Source organism: Caryophanon latum, assembly GCF_001700325.1.
Taxonomy (GTDB): Bacteria; Bacillota; Bacilli; order Bacillales_A; family Planococcaceae; genus Caryophanon; species Caryophanon latum.
In genome coordinates this window covers 91,005-108,717 of sequence record NZ_MATO01000006.1, presented here as the reverse complement: position 1 = coordinate 108,717, position 17,713 = coordinate 91,005, and the positions used below count along the sequence as shown (strand labels likewise).

The 17,713-nt window shown below is 43.4% G+C and carries 13 protein-coding genes; 2 read left to right on the top strand and 11 right to left on the bottom strand.

The window, feature by feature from the left end; translation table 11 throughout:
* Nucleotides 1–194: 194 nt before the first annotated feature.
* The 3 genes from A6K76_RS01980 to A6K76_RS01975 all read right to left on the bottom strand — a co-directional run bounded on the left by A6K76_RS01980 (nucleotide 195) and on the right by A6K76_RS01975 (nucleotide 1,603).
* The gene (locus A6K76_RS01980) at nucleotides 195–1,055 is read right to left on the bottom strand and encodes an NAD(P)-dependent oxidoreductase (RefSeq protein ID WP_066461560.1); all 861 of its coding nucleotides are present in this window, start codon (nucleotides 1,053–1,055) and stop codon (nucleotides 195–197) included.
* A 145-nt stretch (nucleotides 1,056–1,200) separates the two neighbouring features.
* Nucleotides 1,201–1,383 (bottom strand): aspartyl-phosphate phosphatase Spo0E family protein, encoded by a 183-nt coding sequence (locus A6K76_RS16395; protein WP_083995187.1) that lies wholly within the window; start codon nucleotides 1,381–1,383, stop codon nucleotides 1,201–1,203.
* Nucleotides 1,384–1,411: 28 nt separating this feature from the next.
* The gene (locus tag A6K76_RS01975; protein WP_066461558.1) at nucleotides 1,412–1,603 is read right to left on the bottom strand and encodes a hypothetical protein; all 192 of its coding nucleotides are present in this window, start codon (nucleotides 1,601–1,603) and stop codon (nucleotides 1,412–1,414) included.
* Nucleotides 1,604–1,801: 198 nt separating this feature from the next.
* On the opposite strand from A6K76_RS01975, the gene A6K76_RS01970 reads away from it, so the two are divergent.
* Nucleotides 1,802–2,539 carry a hypothetical protein gene (locus A6K76_RS01970; RefSeq protein ID WP_066461557.1) on the top strand — a complete coding sequence of 246 codons (738 nt, stop codon included), beginning with the start codon at nucleotides 1,802–1,804 and terminating at the stop codon, nucleotides 2,537–2,539.
* 194 nt (nucleotides 2,540–2,733) lie between these two features.
* Here A6K76_RS01970 and A6K76_RS01965 read toward each other — a convergent pair whose 3' ends face one another.
* Nucleotides 2,734–3,180 carry a MarR family winged helix-turn-helix transcriptional regulator gene (locus A6K76_RS01965; protein ID WP_066461556.1) on the bottom strand — a complete coding sequence of 149 codons (447 nt, stop codon included), beginning with the start codon at nucleotides 3,178–3,180 and terminating at the stop codon, nucleotides 2,734–2,736.
* Nucleotides 3,181–3,465: 285 nt separating this feature from the next.
* Between A6K76_RS01965 and A6K76_RS01960 the strand changes: the two genes are divergently transcribed.
* Complete coding sequence (locus A6K76_RS01960; RefSeq protein ID WP_066461555.1) at nucleotides 3,466–5,205, top strand: B12-binding domain-containing radical SAM protein; 1,740 nt, start codon at nucleotides 3,466–3,468, stop codon at nucleotides 5,203–5,205.
* 357 nt (nucleotides 5,206–5,562) lie between these two features.
* Here A6K76_RS01960 and A6K76_RS01955 read toward each other — a convergent pair whose 3' ends face one another.
* From A6K76_RS01955 to A6K76_RS01925, 7 genes are all read right to left on the bottom strand, one after another.
* Nucleotides 5,563–6,915 (bottom strand): TrkH family potassium uptake protein, encoded by a 1,353-nt coding sequence (locus A6K76_RS01955; protein ID WP_066461550.1) that lies wholly within the window; start codon nucleotides 6,913–6,915, stop codon nucleotides 5,563–5,565.
* Nucleotides 6,916–7,025: 110 nt separating this feature from the next.
* A complete protein-coding gene (locus tag A6K76_RS01950; RefSeq protein WP_066461548.1) occupies nucleotides 7,026–7,805 on the bottom strand; it encodes a TerC family protein in 780 nt (259 codons plus the stop codon).
* Between the two features lie 734 nt (nucleotides 7,806–8,539).
* Nucleotides 8,540–11,584, bottom strand: a complete 3,045-nt coding sequence (locus A6K76_RS01945; RefSeq protein ID WP_066461547.1) for an efflux RND transporter permease subunit — start codon at nucleotides 11,582–11,584, stop codon at nucleotides 8,540–8,542.
* Nucleotides 11,585–12,042: 458 nt separating this feature from the next.
* Nucleotides 12,043–13,614, bottom strand: coding sequence for a peptide chain release factor 3 (locus A6K76_RS01940; protein ID WP_066461546.1), 1,572 nt, complete (start codon nucleotides 13,612–13,614; stop codon nucleotides 12,043–12,045).
* 123 nt (nucleotides 13,615–13,737) lie between these two features.
* Nucleotides 13,738–14,562, bottom strand: a complete 825-nt coding sequence (locus A6K76_RS17165) for a methyl-accepting chemotaxis protein (RefSeq protein WP_066461545.1) — start codon at nucleotides 14,560–14,562, stop codon at nucleotides 13,738–13,740.
* Between the two features lie 642 nt (nucleotides 14,563–15,204).
* A complete protein-coding gene (locus A6K76_RS01930) occupies nucleotides 15,205–16,029 on the bottom strand; it encodes a methyl-accepting chemotaxis protein (protein ID WP_066461544.1) in 825 nt (274 codons plus the stop codon).
* 196 nt (nucleotides 16,030–16,225) lie between these two features.
* Nucleotides 16,226–17,701: a UDP-N-acetylmuramoyl-L-alanyl-D-glutamate--2,6-diaminopimelate ligase gene (locus A6K76_RS01925; protein ID WP_066461540.1), complete on the bottom strand. Its 1,476-nt coding sequence runs from the start codon at nucleotides 17,699–17,701 to the stop codon at nucleotides 16,226–16,228.
* Nucleotides 17,702–17,713 lie beyond the last annotated feature (12 nt).

The window sequence follows — 17,713 nt, the reverse complement described above, 5'->3', positions numbered from 1 at the left end:
CATTGTATCATAAAGCATTCGCTCAAACTATGACTGTTTACGCTATCTTTTTAGCATTTATATAATCATTTTCGACTAGTCGATGCTTTGTTACACACATATGCTAATTAGGCTGTTCACGTCTTACGATTACGCTCGTACGTTGCTTCAAATTACACAAAAAATGTTTTGATTGAGCGAAGTAGTATACAACGCTATTTATAGTAATAATATAGCGCTTGTGTTCCGGAATCTCCATAGCCTTGCTCCACTAGCTCGTTATACATTTTATTTGCAAGCTGCAAACCTGGCAGCTGTAAATTCATATGTGTGCATTCCTTTAACGCGATGCCCATATCTTTAACGAAATGCTTAATATAAAATCCGGGTGCGTCATCCGCTGCAAGCATGCGCGGTGCTAAATTACTCAACGCCCATGAACCGGCTGCTCCTGCTGTAATCGATTGTAGCACCGTCTCTGGTGACAGTCCGGCATGCTTTGCGTACGCCATTGATTCGCACACACCAATCATCGAGCTTGCGACAACAATTTGGTTACACATTTTCGCATGCTGCCCTGCGCCGGCTGCTCCTTGATAAACGATATTTTTACCAAACGTTTGCAGCAGCGGCATAATCGCTTCTACTTTATTTTCGTCACCGCCGAGCATAATCGATAGCGTTCCTTGCTGCGCACCTAAATCTCCTCCAGAAACCGGCGCATCAAAGCTCTGAATGCCACGCGTCTTCGCTTCATCATAAATGCGTTTTGCAAGCATCGGCTCTGACGTTGTTAAATCGATTACATACATGCCTTGCTCTGCTGTCGTAAAGATGCCTTGTGCACCGAAATATACGTCCTCAACGTCTTGCGGATAGCCGACCATCGTTAAAATAGCCTCTTGATTTGCAGCTGCTTCTGCTGGTGTGTTTGCCCAAGCTGCGCCAAGTGCAAGAAGCGGCTCTGCTTTTTCTTTCGTGCGCGTATAAACGGTTACGTCATAGCCTCCATTTAATAAATGTTTAACGATGCTTGCGCCCATTACCCCTGTGCCAATCATTGCGATACGTTTCATCAATATCTCCCCCTTTTCATTAGTTGTATCATACTTTTGAACGCAAAAAAAGAGAGCAACGATATTCGCTGCTCTAAAGGGGGAAATGAGAATGTTGCTGTGTTCACATGTATTTTTCCCACATATTCATTTGTTAAACATCTTTTTACAAATTATTTACGTTATTTCGATTTGTTATCATTGTACGTCGCTCGCTGTCGTATGCGTTTAATAGCTCGTCTACTTGCCTGCTAAGCTGGATCGTTTTTTCGTGTCGAAAGCCGTATACAATCCCCGCTTCAATCATTTTTGCCCTCATTGCCTCAATCCTCGTTAAAAGATTTTCCATACGCCATACCCCTTTGCAGTTTACGCCATTAACTACGAGGAACTTCTAAATACGTATATGTTACTCTTCCACCTTGATGTGCAGTTCCTCGAATATGCTTAAATTTTGGATGCTTCACTAACACTTCTCGAAACGCATAAAAATCTTGTTTGCTAATTTCGATTTTTGTAATTTGCTGTGCAATTAATTGTTCTAGTTGTTGTTCGTATTGCGTCGTCATATAATGTCCCTCCTCGTCTGTAAATACCCATTTTTTTCTATTTATTATAGCGAATCACCGCAAAAATCATAGTATTTTTTACCATTTAACTAAAAAGATGTAATTTAACTTACAACATGTGAACGAAATGACGTGTATCGTTAGCAACAATTCATTATAATAGACGTCATATACAAGCATAAGGGGGCGTATAAAATAATGAAAAAAGTATGGCTATTTTCCGCAGCTGCAGCAATTATACTTGTAGCTTGTAACAATACACAAAATGTCACAGATGAAATTGTAGCACCCGCTGAAGAAGTCGACACACCAGCTGTTGTCGAGGAAAGCGTTGACGAAGTAGAGCCAGTTGAAGGGACAGTAACCGAAAGCGTGCCTGCACCGACAGAGCGTGAAACGGTGATCCAAGAAACTGAAGTCGTTGAAAAGGAAGTGCCGATCGAAACGGTTGAAGGGACATCAGAGGAGGACATCGAGCCATCTGGTGAGATGACGTACGTACAAAACAACGAAACATATAGCGCACCGACAAATTTTACGACGAGTAGCGAACAGCCATATGGACTTGAAGTGATGGACGGCTTTAAGCTTGTAGCAGAGGAAACAGGAAAAGACCAGCTACTCTATACGAGCAATGAGCGCATTGCAATGGCAATTGAAGCGTTTACGTTCGGTGAAAAAACGTACGACGATGTATTTACAGCTGCTATGGATCAAGCAAATGCGATAGGCGACATTACACCGATTGAAGATTTACCAATGGGTGATAACATTAGCAACATCGCCGCATTTGAAGTGAATGTAAATGGTGAATACGTCGTTATTATGGCGCTTGAAACACCGTCAATTTTAGCGCAGTTTACGTTAATGGACACAGCCGAGCGCAAGTTTTTAAATGCGATGATGCAAATGGCTGTTACAATTCAAGGACAATAAAAAATAAGTGTGTTCGGAAAAATCTGAACACACCTATTTTGACGTTTAATATCAAGCGTGTTGATTCGCCATTTAACTGGCATTTCGCGTATGGCTGCTCGCTTTCCTGCCACTATAATGCTGCATTCATTTCCGTTTTGCTGCTGAAAACAAGCAATTCAGCTGTATAAACGTGACGTATGAACAGAGCTCGTTTAATATGACAAATCTTTAATCGATAAACCGAGCTTTTTTATAAGCGTAATGGCTGCTGCCTTTTCGTCACAATCAAGCGCTGCCATTAACGAGTGTAGCTGCTGTTCGTGTCGTGGAAACAGCTCAGCCATAAACGTTGTACCCGCCTCTGTAATTTCAGCGTACGTCACGCGTCGGTCTGTTGGGCAATGTACACGGCGTAAATAACCACGTTGCTCTAGCTTATCAACAACGTACGTAATCGAGCCGCTTGCGAGCAAAATTTTCGAGCCGATTTGCTGAAGCGGCTGTGCGCCTTTATGGAACAATAGCTCAAGAACCGCAAATTCAGTTGGGTTCACGCCGTTTGCTTGGAAAAATTTTGTCGTTTGTTCATTGATTGCCTTCATTGCGCGCGACATCACAATGTAAAGCTTTAACGTTTCGTTTGTTTGTTCGCCGTTCATTAACTTACCTCTTCTTCACAATAATATGTTTATTATACGAAGCTACGCACTGATTGTATAAACGTTGCTCTCCACTGCCGAAGTGGGCGTGTCGTAGTACGTTCGTGTCAAGTTCACGCTTTTGCCACCGAAATCCGCCTCTCGTTACGAGCAACTATGCTTCTGCTTTGCCGATTATATACTTCCATTAAAGGATAAATAGTTGTATTCCGTATCATTACCGTTTAAAATAAGACGGTTAATGACTGTTCAATAACAATCTCAATCGAACGAAGGAGATTTTCCATGAAAATTATTTTATCTACATTAAACGCTAAATACATTCATACAAATTTAGCGCTGCGCTACTTAAAAGGTGCGCTACTTCCGCAATACGAATCCGAAATGGTTGAATATACAATTAAGGATCCTGCGTTTAATATTGTATCAGATTTATTTCAAAAAAGCCCTGATATTGTTGGTTTCAGTTGTTACATTTGGAACATCGAAGAGACGATTAAAGTCATTCGTATGCTGCGTACTGTACTGCCGAACGTCAAAATTATCATCGGTGGCCCTGAAGTGTCATACGACGTGCATGAATGGGTACGCAAAATTCCTGAAGTCGACTTTATCGTCATGGGTGAAGGTGAAGTGTCAATTGTTGAACTAGTCGAGCATATTGACGGCAAACGTACGTTAGAGGAAGTGCGAGGCATTGCATTTTTACAAGACGATAAGCTAAAAATTCACGCGCAGCCTCCAAAAGTTGATTTACGTGAGCTACCGAGCCCATTCCGCTTTGATGAAGATCAAGCAGAGCTAGGTAAACGTATCCAATATATCGAAACGTCACGCGGCTGCCCGTTTAGCTGTCAATTTTGCTTATCAAGTATCGAAGTTGGCGTGCGCTACTTTAGCCGCGAAAAAATTAAAGACGACATCCGCTACTTAATGAACAACGGTGCGAAAACGATTAAATTCGTCGACCGTACGTTTAACATTTCACGCAGCTACGCGATGGAAATGTTCCAGTTTTTAATTGATGAGCATTTGCCAGGTGTCGTATTCCAGTTTGAAATTACAGCAGACATTATGCGCCCAGAAGTGATTCAATTTTTAAATGATAACGCACCAAAAGGTTTGTTCCGCTTCGAAATTGGCGTACAATCGACGAATGACTTAACGAATGACCTTGTGAAGCGTCGCCAAAACTTCGAGAAGCTAACCCGCACTGTGACGATGGTCAAAGAAGGTGGCAAAATCGATCAGCATTTAGATTTAATCGCCGGCTTACCAGAGGAAGATTACAGCTCGTTCCGCAAAACGTTTAACGACGTGTTTGCGATGCGCCCAGAGGAATTACAGCTTGGTTTCTTAAAGCTACTGCGCGGCACAGGGTTACGCGTTGAAGCACAAAAGTATGGCTACACATATGTTGACGTATCACCGTATGAAATTTTTTCAAACAATGTATTAACGTTTGATGATATCGTGCGCATTAAACATGCCGAAGATGTACTTGAGAAATATTGGAATGACCACCGCATGGATTACACTGTCGAATATTTAGTAACGGAAGCGTTTGAAACGCCGTTTGATTTTTTCCAGCAGTTTGGGACGTATTGGGAAACGCGTGGCTGGTCACGTATTGGACATCAGCTAGACGACTTATTCCAACGTCTGCTTGAATTTTTACGCACTGTGCCAAACATCGACCTTGCATTAGTGGAGAGCTTAATGGTGCTTGATTACATCGCACCGCAGCAGTTTATTCCGCGTAAAGCATGGTGGTCAATGCACTTACCAGGCACGCAGCAAAAAGAGCTCATTCAAAAAATGAAGCAAGATGCATCGCTTGCTGGTGAAGCGTTTGCGGCACTCAATATTAACGAGCGCGACTTATTTAAACATACGTTAATCGTACCAGTGGCATTTAACTATGACGCATTGCTGCAAGGACGCGTTGAACGCAAGGAGCAATATATGATCGCATACTTCCGCCAAGGTGATCGTCCGTTTATTACGACGGTGGATCGATTTTAACGCTGTATAGCAAGTGGATTGATTAGCGATAAACTAATTAAAGAAAAAGATGTTGGGACAGAAGTATATTTTTGTCGCACAACAGATGATATTCATAGCCGGAATTTGATGACGAAGCGTGTGAAGCGGCGACTCCTAGGAGAAAAGAACGTGTTGAGAGACTTGCGACTGCAAGGCTCGAGTACGGCGGTTGCGCCACGTCCTTGTGGCACCGCTCGCATGACCAACATCGTGTTCGCCTCCGTTCCCACAGGAAAGCGTCCGCGAAACGAAGCGTAGTCGAACAACAAAAAAGCGTTATCGGGAAAATAAATTCTTCCGATAACGCTTCATTTTTTTCTTCAAACCTTTTTTTATTTAGCCAATAATAATACGTTCGGTCGGGTAGTCGTATTTTCGCTTTCGCGTATTGCCACCAATCGAATATAAAAACGAAATTAAGCCGACACGCCCGATAAACATAAGCAGCAAAATGACGACTTTGCCAATTGCAGACAAATCGTTCGTAATGCCGAGCGACAAGCCGCACGTTCCAAACGCAGACGTAATTTCAAATAAAATTTCCGTCAGCGTCGCATGTCGCTCGGTAATGAGTAAAATCATCGTCGACACCATAACGAGCAAGAGCGCCACGATGAATACGGCAAATGCGCGCGACACGTCCATTTGTGAAATCGTGCGCCCAAACACGTGAATTTTTTCGTGACCGAGTGCGAACGTTACTAAAAACAATACGACGAGCGCAAATGTCGTCGTGCGAATGCCGCCACCAACTGAGCTAGGCGATGCACCGATAAACATTAAAAAGCTCATGAACACTTGCGTCGCCTCGTTAAATTCCGTCACATCGACCGTCGATAGACCTGCTGAGCGCGTCGATGCCGAATGAAATAGCGCCGTAAAAACCGCTTCGTGCCACGTCATATGCTTCATTGAATGAAATATTTCTAAAATAAAAATGCCGATTGCACCGACGAGAAATAGCGCCGCATATGTCGCCGTCGTAATTTTCGTAAATAAGCTAAAGCGGAAATTGCTCGAATTTGATTGTAAAAATGCTTTTACTTCAATCAGTACTGGAAATCCAACCGCACCGAGCATGACGAGCACGATGCAAATAAATTGGATAAAGTAATCGTGATGATACGGCTGCATCGACATGCCAGTCATATCAAAGCCGCCGTTTGTCGTCGCCGAAACTGCGGTAAATACGCCGTGCAACATCGCGTCTTCAAACGTATCAAAATAGCGGCTATAATGCACCATTAAAATAAATGCGCCGATTACTTCAATCATAATTAAAATACGCACAATTTGCAGCACTAAATGAACGACACCAGAAACAGTTAGCTGATTGCTATCGATCATAATGAGCTGGCGTTCCTTCATGCCAATTTTACGCCCGAGCACGACCCAAATGAGCGTGCCGATTGCCATAATGCCAATTGCACCGAGCTGTAAAATTAAAATAATGACGATAATGCCATATACCGAATATGTATCGACGACGTCAATAACCGTCAAGCCCGTTACACTGACCGCACTAACTGCCATAAACAAGCTATCGAACCAATGCACTTCAACGCCGGGCAAATGCACGATCGGTAGCCGCAGCAAGCTAAATGATAGTGCAATCGCAATGCAATAGTACGCTACAATCATTTGAAACGGTGTCATTTTTCGATTGACGAGCTTCTGCCACAAACGCATCCCCTACTTTCTGTCGCAATATTTCTACAGTATACGAAAAAAGAAAAAGAATAGCTATTTCCAATAAAAACGCGCTACTCGAAAATGACTTTTCAAGTAGCGCGCTTCGATTATTGTTTGTTTTCTTTTTTCTCTTTTACAACACTTACTACGTAGCCACCGATTGCTAAACCGAGTAACACGATCCAGAAGATTACTTTCCACGTTGTTGAGTGTGGGAAATGCGTATCGATAATTGCTAAATTTTCATGGCCAAGTGCAAGTACAGCTAGCTTCACACCTACCCAACCAACAATTAAAAACGCTGTCGTTTCAAGTGCTGGATAACGGTTTAATAAACCAACGAACGCTTGTGCAGCAAAACGCATAATGACTAAACCGATGAAACCACCTAAGAACATAACAACGAACGGTCCGATGTTAATGCCACCAACGAATACGTCTTCATAACCAGGAATGGCTGGTAAAGTAATTGCAATCGCAACTGCCGCAAGCATTGAGTCAATCGCAAATGCAATATCCGCAAGCTCAACTTTTAATACTGTCATCCAGAAACCAGAGCCTTTTTTCGCACTGCCTTCTTCACCGTCTTCTTCGTCACCTTTACTAAAGTGATTGTCATATAAATGCTTAATCGAGATGAATAATAAGTAAAGTGCACCTAACGCTTGAATTTGCCAATATTTAGCTAGAACTGTAATTAAAAATAATGCGGCGAATCGGAACACAAACGCTCCTAATAAACCGTAAAATAGTGCTTTCTTTTGTTGCTCTTTCGGTAAATGTTTTACCATAACAGCCATTACGACTGCGTTATCAGCCGCTAGTAAGCCTTCTAAAAAGATCAGTACAACAACGACCCATGCGTATTCCAATAATACTGCTTCCATGAACACTGTTCCTCCTTTAATTTCTACATTTGTTTTTACCCATATTACTAGGTATTTAAAGCATACACGAAAAAAAACATCACATTTCAGACAACAAAAAAGACCCATGCCTAATAAAAGGCAAAGGTCTTGCTAAGCAAAGTAAGAAAAAACTTGCTATCACACCCGATGGCTCGTCACCATGTAATGACGAATGTGAAGTAGAGACGTGCTCTATAGCTACTCCCCTTTGACAACGTTGTCAAAAAGATATTTTTTTAAGTTACATTTAGTATAGCATAAAAAAATGCTCGCGCAAATAATCGGTATTAAATTTTACAATTGTGTATGCGCATTAGCTACTTTTGCTTTTTACGTCGAGGCAAACTTTTTCCTAGGTGCAGCTTGAGCCTCTACTGTTACTCGTCAAAAAAGGAGCTTTCGTTTTTTCTACTAAAGGTCGCCCCTTGTTTCGAGCAACGTCTGTATTACAAGTTTCACTCACCTTGTATATATACATTGAACTTAATATTGTACCGTTCTTTTGTTTCGGCGGACGCTTTTCGCGGAGGGCAACATGATGTTGGTCACAAAGGCGTTGTCGCATGGACGCGACGAATTGAGCCTTTGTTCCACGATTTTCGGTTCGAGTAATCGCAGGAGCAAAGCGAGCCACCATACGCGAAATGCCAGTTTAATGGCTAATCAACACGCTTGGTCATATTCAAAAGTTCAATCGATATAGCGTTAATTATTTACACCTTTTTCATATGATCTACATAACTATACATAATTGGTACAATGTAAAGCGTTAGCACCGTTGAGCATAGTAAACCACCAATTGTGACAATTCCCATCGGTTGATTTAGCTCTGTACCTTCCCCTATACCGAGTGCAAGTGGCAGCAGCCCTAAAATCGTCGTCAGCGCTGTCATACAAATCGGTCGCACACGGTCGCGCACGCCGAGCAGTATCGCTTCCTCAGTCGTCGCACCAGCTGCTTTTTTCTGATTCATATAATCGACGAGCACAATACCATTATTGACAACGATACCAACGAGGACGAGTATGCCGATGACTGCCGTTACCCCAAGTAGCGTATTCGTAATAAACAACGTTGCCGCAACACCGATGACCATAAGCGGAATCGAAAACAGCATAACGAACGGATATTTAAACGATTCAAACTGCGCAGCCATAATTAAATACACGAGGACGACCGCTAAAATAACTGCCATCATCATATCGTTAATGGCGCTATCGTATAGCTCGCGGTCACCTGTAAACGCCACCTCGGTTCCTTCATGCAGCGTCACGCCCGCAATCGCTTCATCAACAACTTCTGAAATACGACCGAGTGATGCGTCACTTTCATAATCAACAAAAACGGCAACTGCCGGCGTTTGATCTGAGCGACGAATCGATGTTGGCGCTTCCGCTACTTTAATTGACGCAACTGCTTCTAATGGCACAAACACCCCAGATGGTGCACGCAACTCCATTTCGCGTAAGTTATCGACGTTTGCTGAAAATGCCTCACCGAAGCTGACATACACTGACAGCACTTCGCCATCGTCGGTAATAATTTGCGTCGCTAACATACCGCGCGTCATATTGTAAACCGTTTGCGCTACTTGTGCTGGCACAAGCCCGTACTGCTTCACCGCCTCCTTGTCGACTTCAATTTGTAGCTCTTCTACTGTATTTACTAAGTCTGAGCGTACATCAACAACGACACTCTCTTGTTGCAACGCCTTTTGTACGTTCGCCACGTCTTCTGCAAGCGCTTTTTCGTTCGTGTTTAGTAAACGGAACGATGTCGTCGTCGGCGATGAGCCTGATGATGTCGAAACGCTCATTTCAACATTTACATCTTCTCCGACCGCTGCTTCAATGTCTTTTTGCACGTCCTCTGAAAACGCAAATACGCTGCGATCTCGCTCATTTAGCGGCACGAGCTTTACCGAAATTTCCGCTTCGTTCACACTCGCTGAACCTTGCGACTGTGCCTCCTGCGTACTGCCAATTAAGCTGACATACACATCAAGCTCCGACTGATCCTTTAAAATATGTTCAATTTTCGTCACCGTTTGCTCCGTTTTCTGAAGCGACGTCCCTTTTGGCAACTCGACGCTAACCGACACGAACCCTTCATCGGTCGCTGGAATAAATTCCGTCTCTGCTTGGAACAATGCAAAAATACTAACAGCTACAAGCACAATCGCTGTCAGTAGCACGATTAAACGATACTTTAATGCAGTGCGAACGGAGCTTAAAAAATGCGTATACACCTTCGAATTGTAACGTTTATTTTGCTGTTCACTCACTTGTTCCGATAAAAATTTGCTCGCAAGCATCGGCACGACCGTTAATGCCACAACGAGTGACGCACTTAAGCTAAACGAAATCGTCAGCGCAAATTCCGTAAAAATTTGCCCGATTAGCCCTTCAATAAATAACACCGGAATAAATACAGCTACAGTCGTGACAGTCGATGCTAATAATGCAAGCGTCACTTCTTTCGCCCCGTCCTTCGCTGCCTCGACACGCGACTTGCCCATGCCGATATGTCGCTCAATATTTTCGATCACGACAATCGCATTATCGACGAGCATACCGATGCCGAGCGCGAGTGCCCCGAGCGTTAAAATGTTGAGCGAAAAGTCCGCAAAATACATAAGTACGAACGTTACAATGACTGAATACGGAATGGCCACACCAATAATGAGCGGGCTTTTGACGTTTCGTAAAAAGACGAACAATACAAGCATCGCAAATAAGCCACCGAGTATGAGCGACTGTCCGATATTTGCAATTGATAGACGAATGTAATCGCCTTGGTCAAATAAAATATCGGCTGTAATTCCTTCGTACTCCGGCTGCGCTAACAAGTCATTAAGCGTCTCTTGGAATGCGGACGACACATCAGCTGTATTCGCCCCTGACTCCTGTAGCACTGATAACAACACCGCTTGCTCGTCGTTTGCACGCGTAATTGACGTTTGCGCCTGCTCCTGACGCGTTACCGTTGCGACGTCTTTTACGTACACTGGATCACCTGTTAACGGATTGACTGACAGCATGAGTTCCGCAATTTGCTCAGCGGATGAAAACGTACTAACGATACGCGTCGTTAACGTTTGCCCATCATCCGCTTGCACAGGCTCACCTGGTAAACTAATATTGTTTGCTTGAATGAGCTGTACGATGTCGGCTTGCGTATAGCCTTTTTCTTTTAATGCCGCCGCATCGAGCTCAATTTGCACTTCCTCAATGAGCTTGCCAGACGTCGTCACACTCGCGACACCTTCAATGCGCGTTAGCTGCTGCTCAAGCTCTTCTGCAATGATACGAATATCCTCGTCATCACTCGAACGAAGTGACAGCTGCAACACTGGCAACTGCGCCGGATCGAATTTTAAAAACTGCGGCTGACCTGCTCCTTCTGGTACCGGCACAACGCTAAGACGCTGCTGCACGTCTTGCTGCACATCGTCAATCGTTGTCGACCAATCAAACTCCATTAAAATAAAGTTTGCGCTTTCTTGCGACGTCGACTGCAGACGTTTAATGCCTGGCAGCGTCGCGAGCGAATCTTCAAGCGGCTTCGTAATTTTTTCATTTACTTCTTGTGGGCTTGCCCCTGGATACGACGTTACGACAACGCCGATTGGAGGATTAAGCTCAGGAATAAGCGTAATCGGTATTTTCAAAAGCGACACGACGCCTAAAATGATGACAAACAGCATCGTCACGACCGTAAATACCGGACGCTTAATCGAAAAGCGACTAATGTTCATACACAAAACCCCTCGTATTGTAATATGCTGATGTTGCGCTTCATGCATAATAGCGATCGCAATGCGCAATATACGAATCAACATGTTTGCCTATTCATCATACGCCATTTACCGTTTGTTTGAAAAAAGAAACGTCACGCATATGTGATTGTCATCAGCTGACGGTCGAATTATGCATACAATTCGGAATGATGCACGATAACACCATCTGATTTTTTGTATAAGTTATAGTAATGTCATGCTACATATTTAGTAGAACGAAGCGTTGATGGAAGCGATGCGGCGAGACTCCTTAGGGAAAAGCGCGAGACTTGAGATCTGACAGAAGCGTAGCGACGAGGAGGCTCAAGCCGCGCCCTAGGAAAGCGAGTCGCACGAAGCGAACAGCAAACGTCGTAAGCGTCATATATATACAAAAAAACGCTAGAGGAACTGTCTCCCCTAGCGCCCTGCCTACGTTACAGCAAGCTATATAATTGAATGTGCTCGTTTTTGTCGTTAAACCAACGCATCGCGAACTCATTTTCAAATAAAAATACTTTGTTATCGAAGCGGTCTTTTACGAGCATCGAACGCGCCGAGTGCATCGACTCTTTTACGTCCTCCTCGTTTTCAATCCAGCGTGCGATTTTTTGACCGACTGGCTGCATCGTTACTTCAACGTTGTACTCGCCCATCATACGGTGTTGGAACACTTCAAACTGTAATTGCCCAACCGCCCCTAAAATGATTTCTTCTGTGTGCAACGTTTTAAAGTACTGAATTGCCCCTTCTTGCACGAGCTGCAGTACGCCTTTTTGGAATTGCTTCCCTTTCATTACGTTTTTCGCCGATACTTTCATGAAAATTTCTGGCGTAAACTGTGGCAGCTTTTCAAAATTGAACGTCTTTTTGCCGCCTGTAAGCGTGTCACCAATTTGATACGTACCTGAATCGTATAAACCGATAATGTCACCGGCAACAGCTGTATTTACTGTTTCGCGGTCGTCCGCTAAAAACTGCGTCGATTGCGTTACTTTAAACGATTTCCCAGTACGAGCAAGCGTTAAGTTCATACCGCGGTCGAACTGTCCTGATACGATGCGCACGAATGCGATACGGTCTCGGTGCGCTGGATTCATGTTCGCTTGAATTTTGAAAATGAAGCCAGAGAAATCTTGATGATCTACTGGGTCGATAAATTGCTCGTCCTCCGTAATACGTGGCTGAGGTGTCGGCGCAAATTGTAAATACGTATCAAGGAACGTTTGTACACCGAAGTTCGTTAATGCCGAACCGAAGAACACAGGCGTTAATTCACCGCGGTCAATTTTGTCGCGTGAATACGAGTTACCTGCTTCATTTAATAGTTCAATATCTTCCATTGCTTGCGTGTAGTACGATGTTTTTTTCATATCGTTATCTACTGCTAAGTGACCATCTTCATCTAGTGGTAAAAAGCGGTCTTCCTCTTCTACACGGAATTGCTCAATACGTTTATTGTAGCGGTCATAAATACCGAGGAACTCTTTGCCCATACCGATCGGCCAGTTCATCGGATACGCGTTAATGCCAAGGCTTTCTTCTAGCTCCTCGATTAACTCAAGCGGCTCCTTCCCTTGACGGTCAAGCTTATTAATGAACGTGAAAATTGGAATACCGCGCATTTTACAAACTTTGAATAATTTCAGCGTTTGTGCCTCGATCCCTTTTGCTGCATCGACAACCATGACAGCTGAGTCAACCGCCATTAGCGTACGATACGTATCCTCTGAGAAGTCTTGGTGACCAGGTGTATCTAAAATGTTTACGCGGCAACCTGAGTAATCAAATTGCATTACAGATGAAGTAACCGAAATCCCACGTTGCTTTTCGATTTCCATCCAGTCAGATGTAGCGAACTTACCTGATTTCTTTCCTTTTACTGTACCTGCATCACGAATTGCGCCACCAAATAATAATAGTTTTTCTGTAATCGTCGTTTTACCAGCATCCGGATGGGAAATGATCGCAAACGTGCGACGTGCTAATATATCTTTTTCTAAAGTCATGTTTAATTATCTCCTTTTTTACATACTTCCTTATCATAAAAGAAAAAAGACATTCGGTACAACCATTTTTACTTAATGCGCCAAAAAAAGCGGTTCGAGCATTATGCATCGGACCGCTTTTCTTTATTTCGACATCGTTTTCATGAAATGCTCTAGCTTTGTCGAAACGTCGTGCAGCGTTTCGATAACGTCGCTTACTTCCTGTGTGATCCTTGCCTCTTCCGTCGATGCGGTCGTAATATGTGTCATATTGTGCAGCAAATTTTGCAAGTTCGTTTGCACGCTACTTAAGGCGCGCTCGATTTCCTCTGTCGATTCATCCGTTTGCATCGATAGTTTTCGTACTTCCTGCGCAACGATGTTAAAGCCTGCACCGTGTTCACCTGCGCGCGCCGCTTCAATTGATGCATTTAAACCGAGTAAGTTCGTTTGTCGTGAAATGCCGCGAATGAGCTTCGTGACGTCGTTCGTTTTCGCTGAGTTAGCTAATGCACGCTCGGACTGTTCACGAATTTGATCGCTCGTTGCGGCAAGCTGCTGTGAACGCGCCGCCATTTGATGCGTTTTATTTTGTAGCACACCTACCATATTACGCATCGTATTTATGTATTCCTCAAGCTGGCGTTCCTTGTTCATCGGTTTACCAAAGCCTAATGCGCCGACTACTTGGCCATTTTCAACAATCGGGTACGAATATGCATTCATTGGCATGCCGTACACGCTCGCGTCAATATAAACATCTGCTCGCCTTCCGCTTAATGCAATATGAATATTTTGGTCATCTGGATGCACACGGTCACCTTTTTTATAGCCAACGTTAATGTCTTTACCTGGTAAGTAATTTAACACGATTTGTGTTTCTTTATCGACAACGACCATCGTTGCTTCTTCCTTCAACGCTAAATGCATATAAATTAACATATCGCTCACTTGCTGTAATAGACTCATTGCTTTTCACCTACTCTTCCAAGTTTATTCTACTTAACAGTAACATAAAATATCATATTTTTCCTTATTTTCATTTCTAAATTATCAGCACTTCACTATAACTTTTTACGTTGAGGTAGGCGCGACTCAAGAAACTTGTAAAGCGCAGACGATTGAGGAAAGTGACGAGCGCCAATCATCTTCACGACCGACATCGTATTCGCCGCCGAGCCCCAGCAAATTGATGTGAGACGAGTAAGCGCAGGAACACATGTTTTTCTGCAAGCGTGTTGATTAGCCATTCAACTGGCAGTTCGCGTATTGCGGCTCGCTTTCCTGGGGCTCGGCTCAAGCCTCCGCACCGCTCCTACGTCGCGGCTTACGGGGTCTTGAGGCACGAGCTTTTCCCAAAGGAGTCTCGCCGCACGCTCCCATGCCAATTCAATGCTGCATTCATGTCAGTTTTGCTACTGAAAACAACCGATTCAGCTTTATAAAAATGGCTAATCAACAGACCTGGTTTTTCTGTTTTGACAAAGCAAGGCGCCATACGCTGTTGCCAATTGACCGAGAATGAACACGCTTGAACATTTATAACAAAAAGAAAGACGCTAGCGGAAATTTTCTCCGTTAGCGTCTTTCTTGTCACATATTGTCTTGCTATTATTTCAACATCGTCTTCATGAAATGCTCAAGCTTCGTCGATACGTCGCTTAACGTTTCAATAACGCCGCTTACTTCTTGTGTGAGCTTTGCTTCTTCCGTTGATGCTTCTGTAATGTGCGTCATATTTTGTAGTAATGCACTTAAATTCGATTTCACGCTCGTTAACGCACGTTCGATCTCTTCTGTTGATTCGTCCGTTTGTAGAGACAGCTTGCGTACTTCTTGTGCAACGATGTTAAAGCCTGCACCGTGCTGACCGGCGCGCGCTGCTTCAATTGAGGCATTTAAGCCAAGTAAGTTCGTTTGTCGTGAAATGCCGCGAATTAATTTCGTAATGTCATTCGTTTTTTCCGAGTCGGCTAATGCGCGCTCTGATTGCTCACGAATTTGCTCGCTCGTCGATGCTAGCTGCTCTGAATGCGATGCCATACGATGTGTTTTATCTTGTAATACGTTTACGATATCGCGTACCGTATCGATATATTCCTCTAGCTGGCGTTCTTTATCGATTGGGTTACCGAAGCCGAGTACACCGACTACTCGATTACCTTCCTTTATAGGAAACGCATATGCATTGATCGGCATGCCATAAATGCTTGCATCTAAATAAATATCTGAATTTCGACCGTTTAACGCGGTATGAACGTTCGTATCAGTCGCCTTAATACGATCGCCCTCACGATAACCGATTTCTAAGTTCTTCCCTGGTAAGTATTTTAAAACTTTTTCGCTCTCTTTTTCAACAACAACAACTACAGCTTCTTGCTTTAATGCTAAATGTAAATACGGGGCCATGTTGCTTAATTGCTCGAGGATATCCATACGTGTTCAGTTGCTCCTTTAGTTTATATTAAGTTTATATTTACTTATCAAGCGTAGCAGAAAAAATGAGCATCTGTTTTTATTTTTATGTTATTTTCTCTTTTTATTTTTACTCATTATTCTAAGTAATGGACATTTTTCGTCTAGCTAAAAAACGCACAAAGCAATCAGTACTTTGTGCGCATTCTTTTCTATACTATAAATTAAATTTTTTACGTCCCTCTTCTAAGGCAATATCTGTATCGCTATGTGGATATTTTGTATTTTCAATAATTTGATAATCCTCATGACCTTTACCAGCGAAAATGATAATGTCACCCTCTTCTGCTACTGATACAGCGTGACGTACTGCTTCTGCACGGTCGCCGATGCACGCAAAGTTTTCATGAGTCATCCCTTTTGCTAAATCGCCTGTAATGCTATCAAATTCTTCGTAGCGTGGGTCGTCTGTCGTTAACACAACGTACTCACAGCGCGACGCTTTTTCCGCCATTGCCGGACGCTTCGTTTTATCGCGACCGCCACCAGTGCCGACTAAGAAGATCATTTTCTTGCCTGGGCGCTTGTATGGCATTGCCGCATCAATCGCTTTTTCAATCGCATCTGGTGTGTGCGCATAATCGATAAAAATATCAAACGGCAAATCTGACTGCACCTTTTCCATGCGTCCTTTCACCGGTAACAGCTCGGCAATATGCTCAACGATTAACTCAAGCGCATAACCGCGACCGTAAAATGCCGCAATTGCTGCAAGCATGTTGTATACGTTAAACTCACCAAGTAAATGCATGCTTACATCATAATTACCTTCTGGGCTATGTAACGTAAAGTACGTCATGCCGTCCTCATATCGAATACCTGTTGCACGAAATGCCGCCGTTTCGTCTTTAATGCCGTACGTGTATATCGGAAATTGCGTTAACATTGCATATTTTTTCGACCATGCGTCGTCTGCATTTAGCACAACGACTTTATTTTTTGATAAATCTTGCCCAAGCTGAGAGAACAATAAGCCTTTTGCGTTGCCGTACTCCTCCATCGTGCCGTGGAAGTCTAAATGGTCATGCGTTAAATTAGTGAAGATCGCAACGTCGTATTCAACACCGGCTAAACGACCGAGCGCTAAGCCGTGAGACGATACTTCCATAATCATCGCGCGACAACCTTCCATTTTCGCACGGAAAATCATTTGTTGCGTGCTTAGTGCATCGCTCGTCGTGTTCGCTGTTTCATATAAAATACCATTTAAGTTGAAGCCGATTGTGCCCGTTAATGCAGAGCGCTCGCCCATTGATTGTAATAAATTATGAATGATGCCCGTTACGCTCGTTTTACCGTTCGTGCCTGTTACACCAACCATCGTTAATTCGTTTGATGGATAATCAAAAAATTTCGCCGCTAGTAATCCAATCGCACGGTTCGTATCTTGCACGATTACTTGCGTCACATCACCTTCTAATACTAGCTCACGTTCTGTGACGATGACGATTGCTCCATTGTTTACTGCCTGCTGCGCATATTCATGCCCATCAACTGTATCACCTTTAATACAAACGAATAAACTTTTCTCCTCGACGATGCGCGAATCAATCGCAATGTCCTTAATTAACGTTGGCATTGGCCCGATGACTCTTTTTAATGGCAATGCACTCAAAAGCTCTTCTGCATACATATACTTATTTCC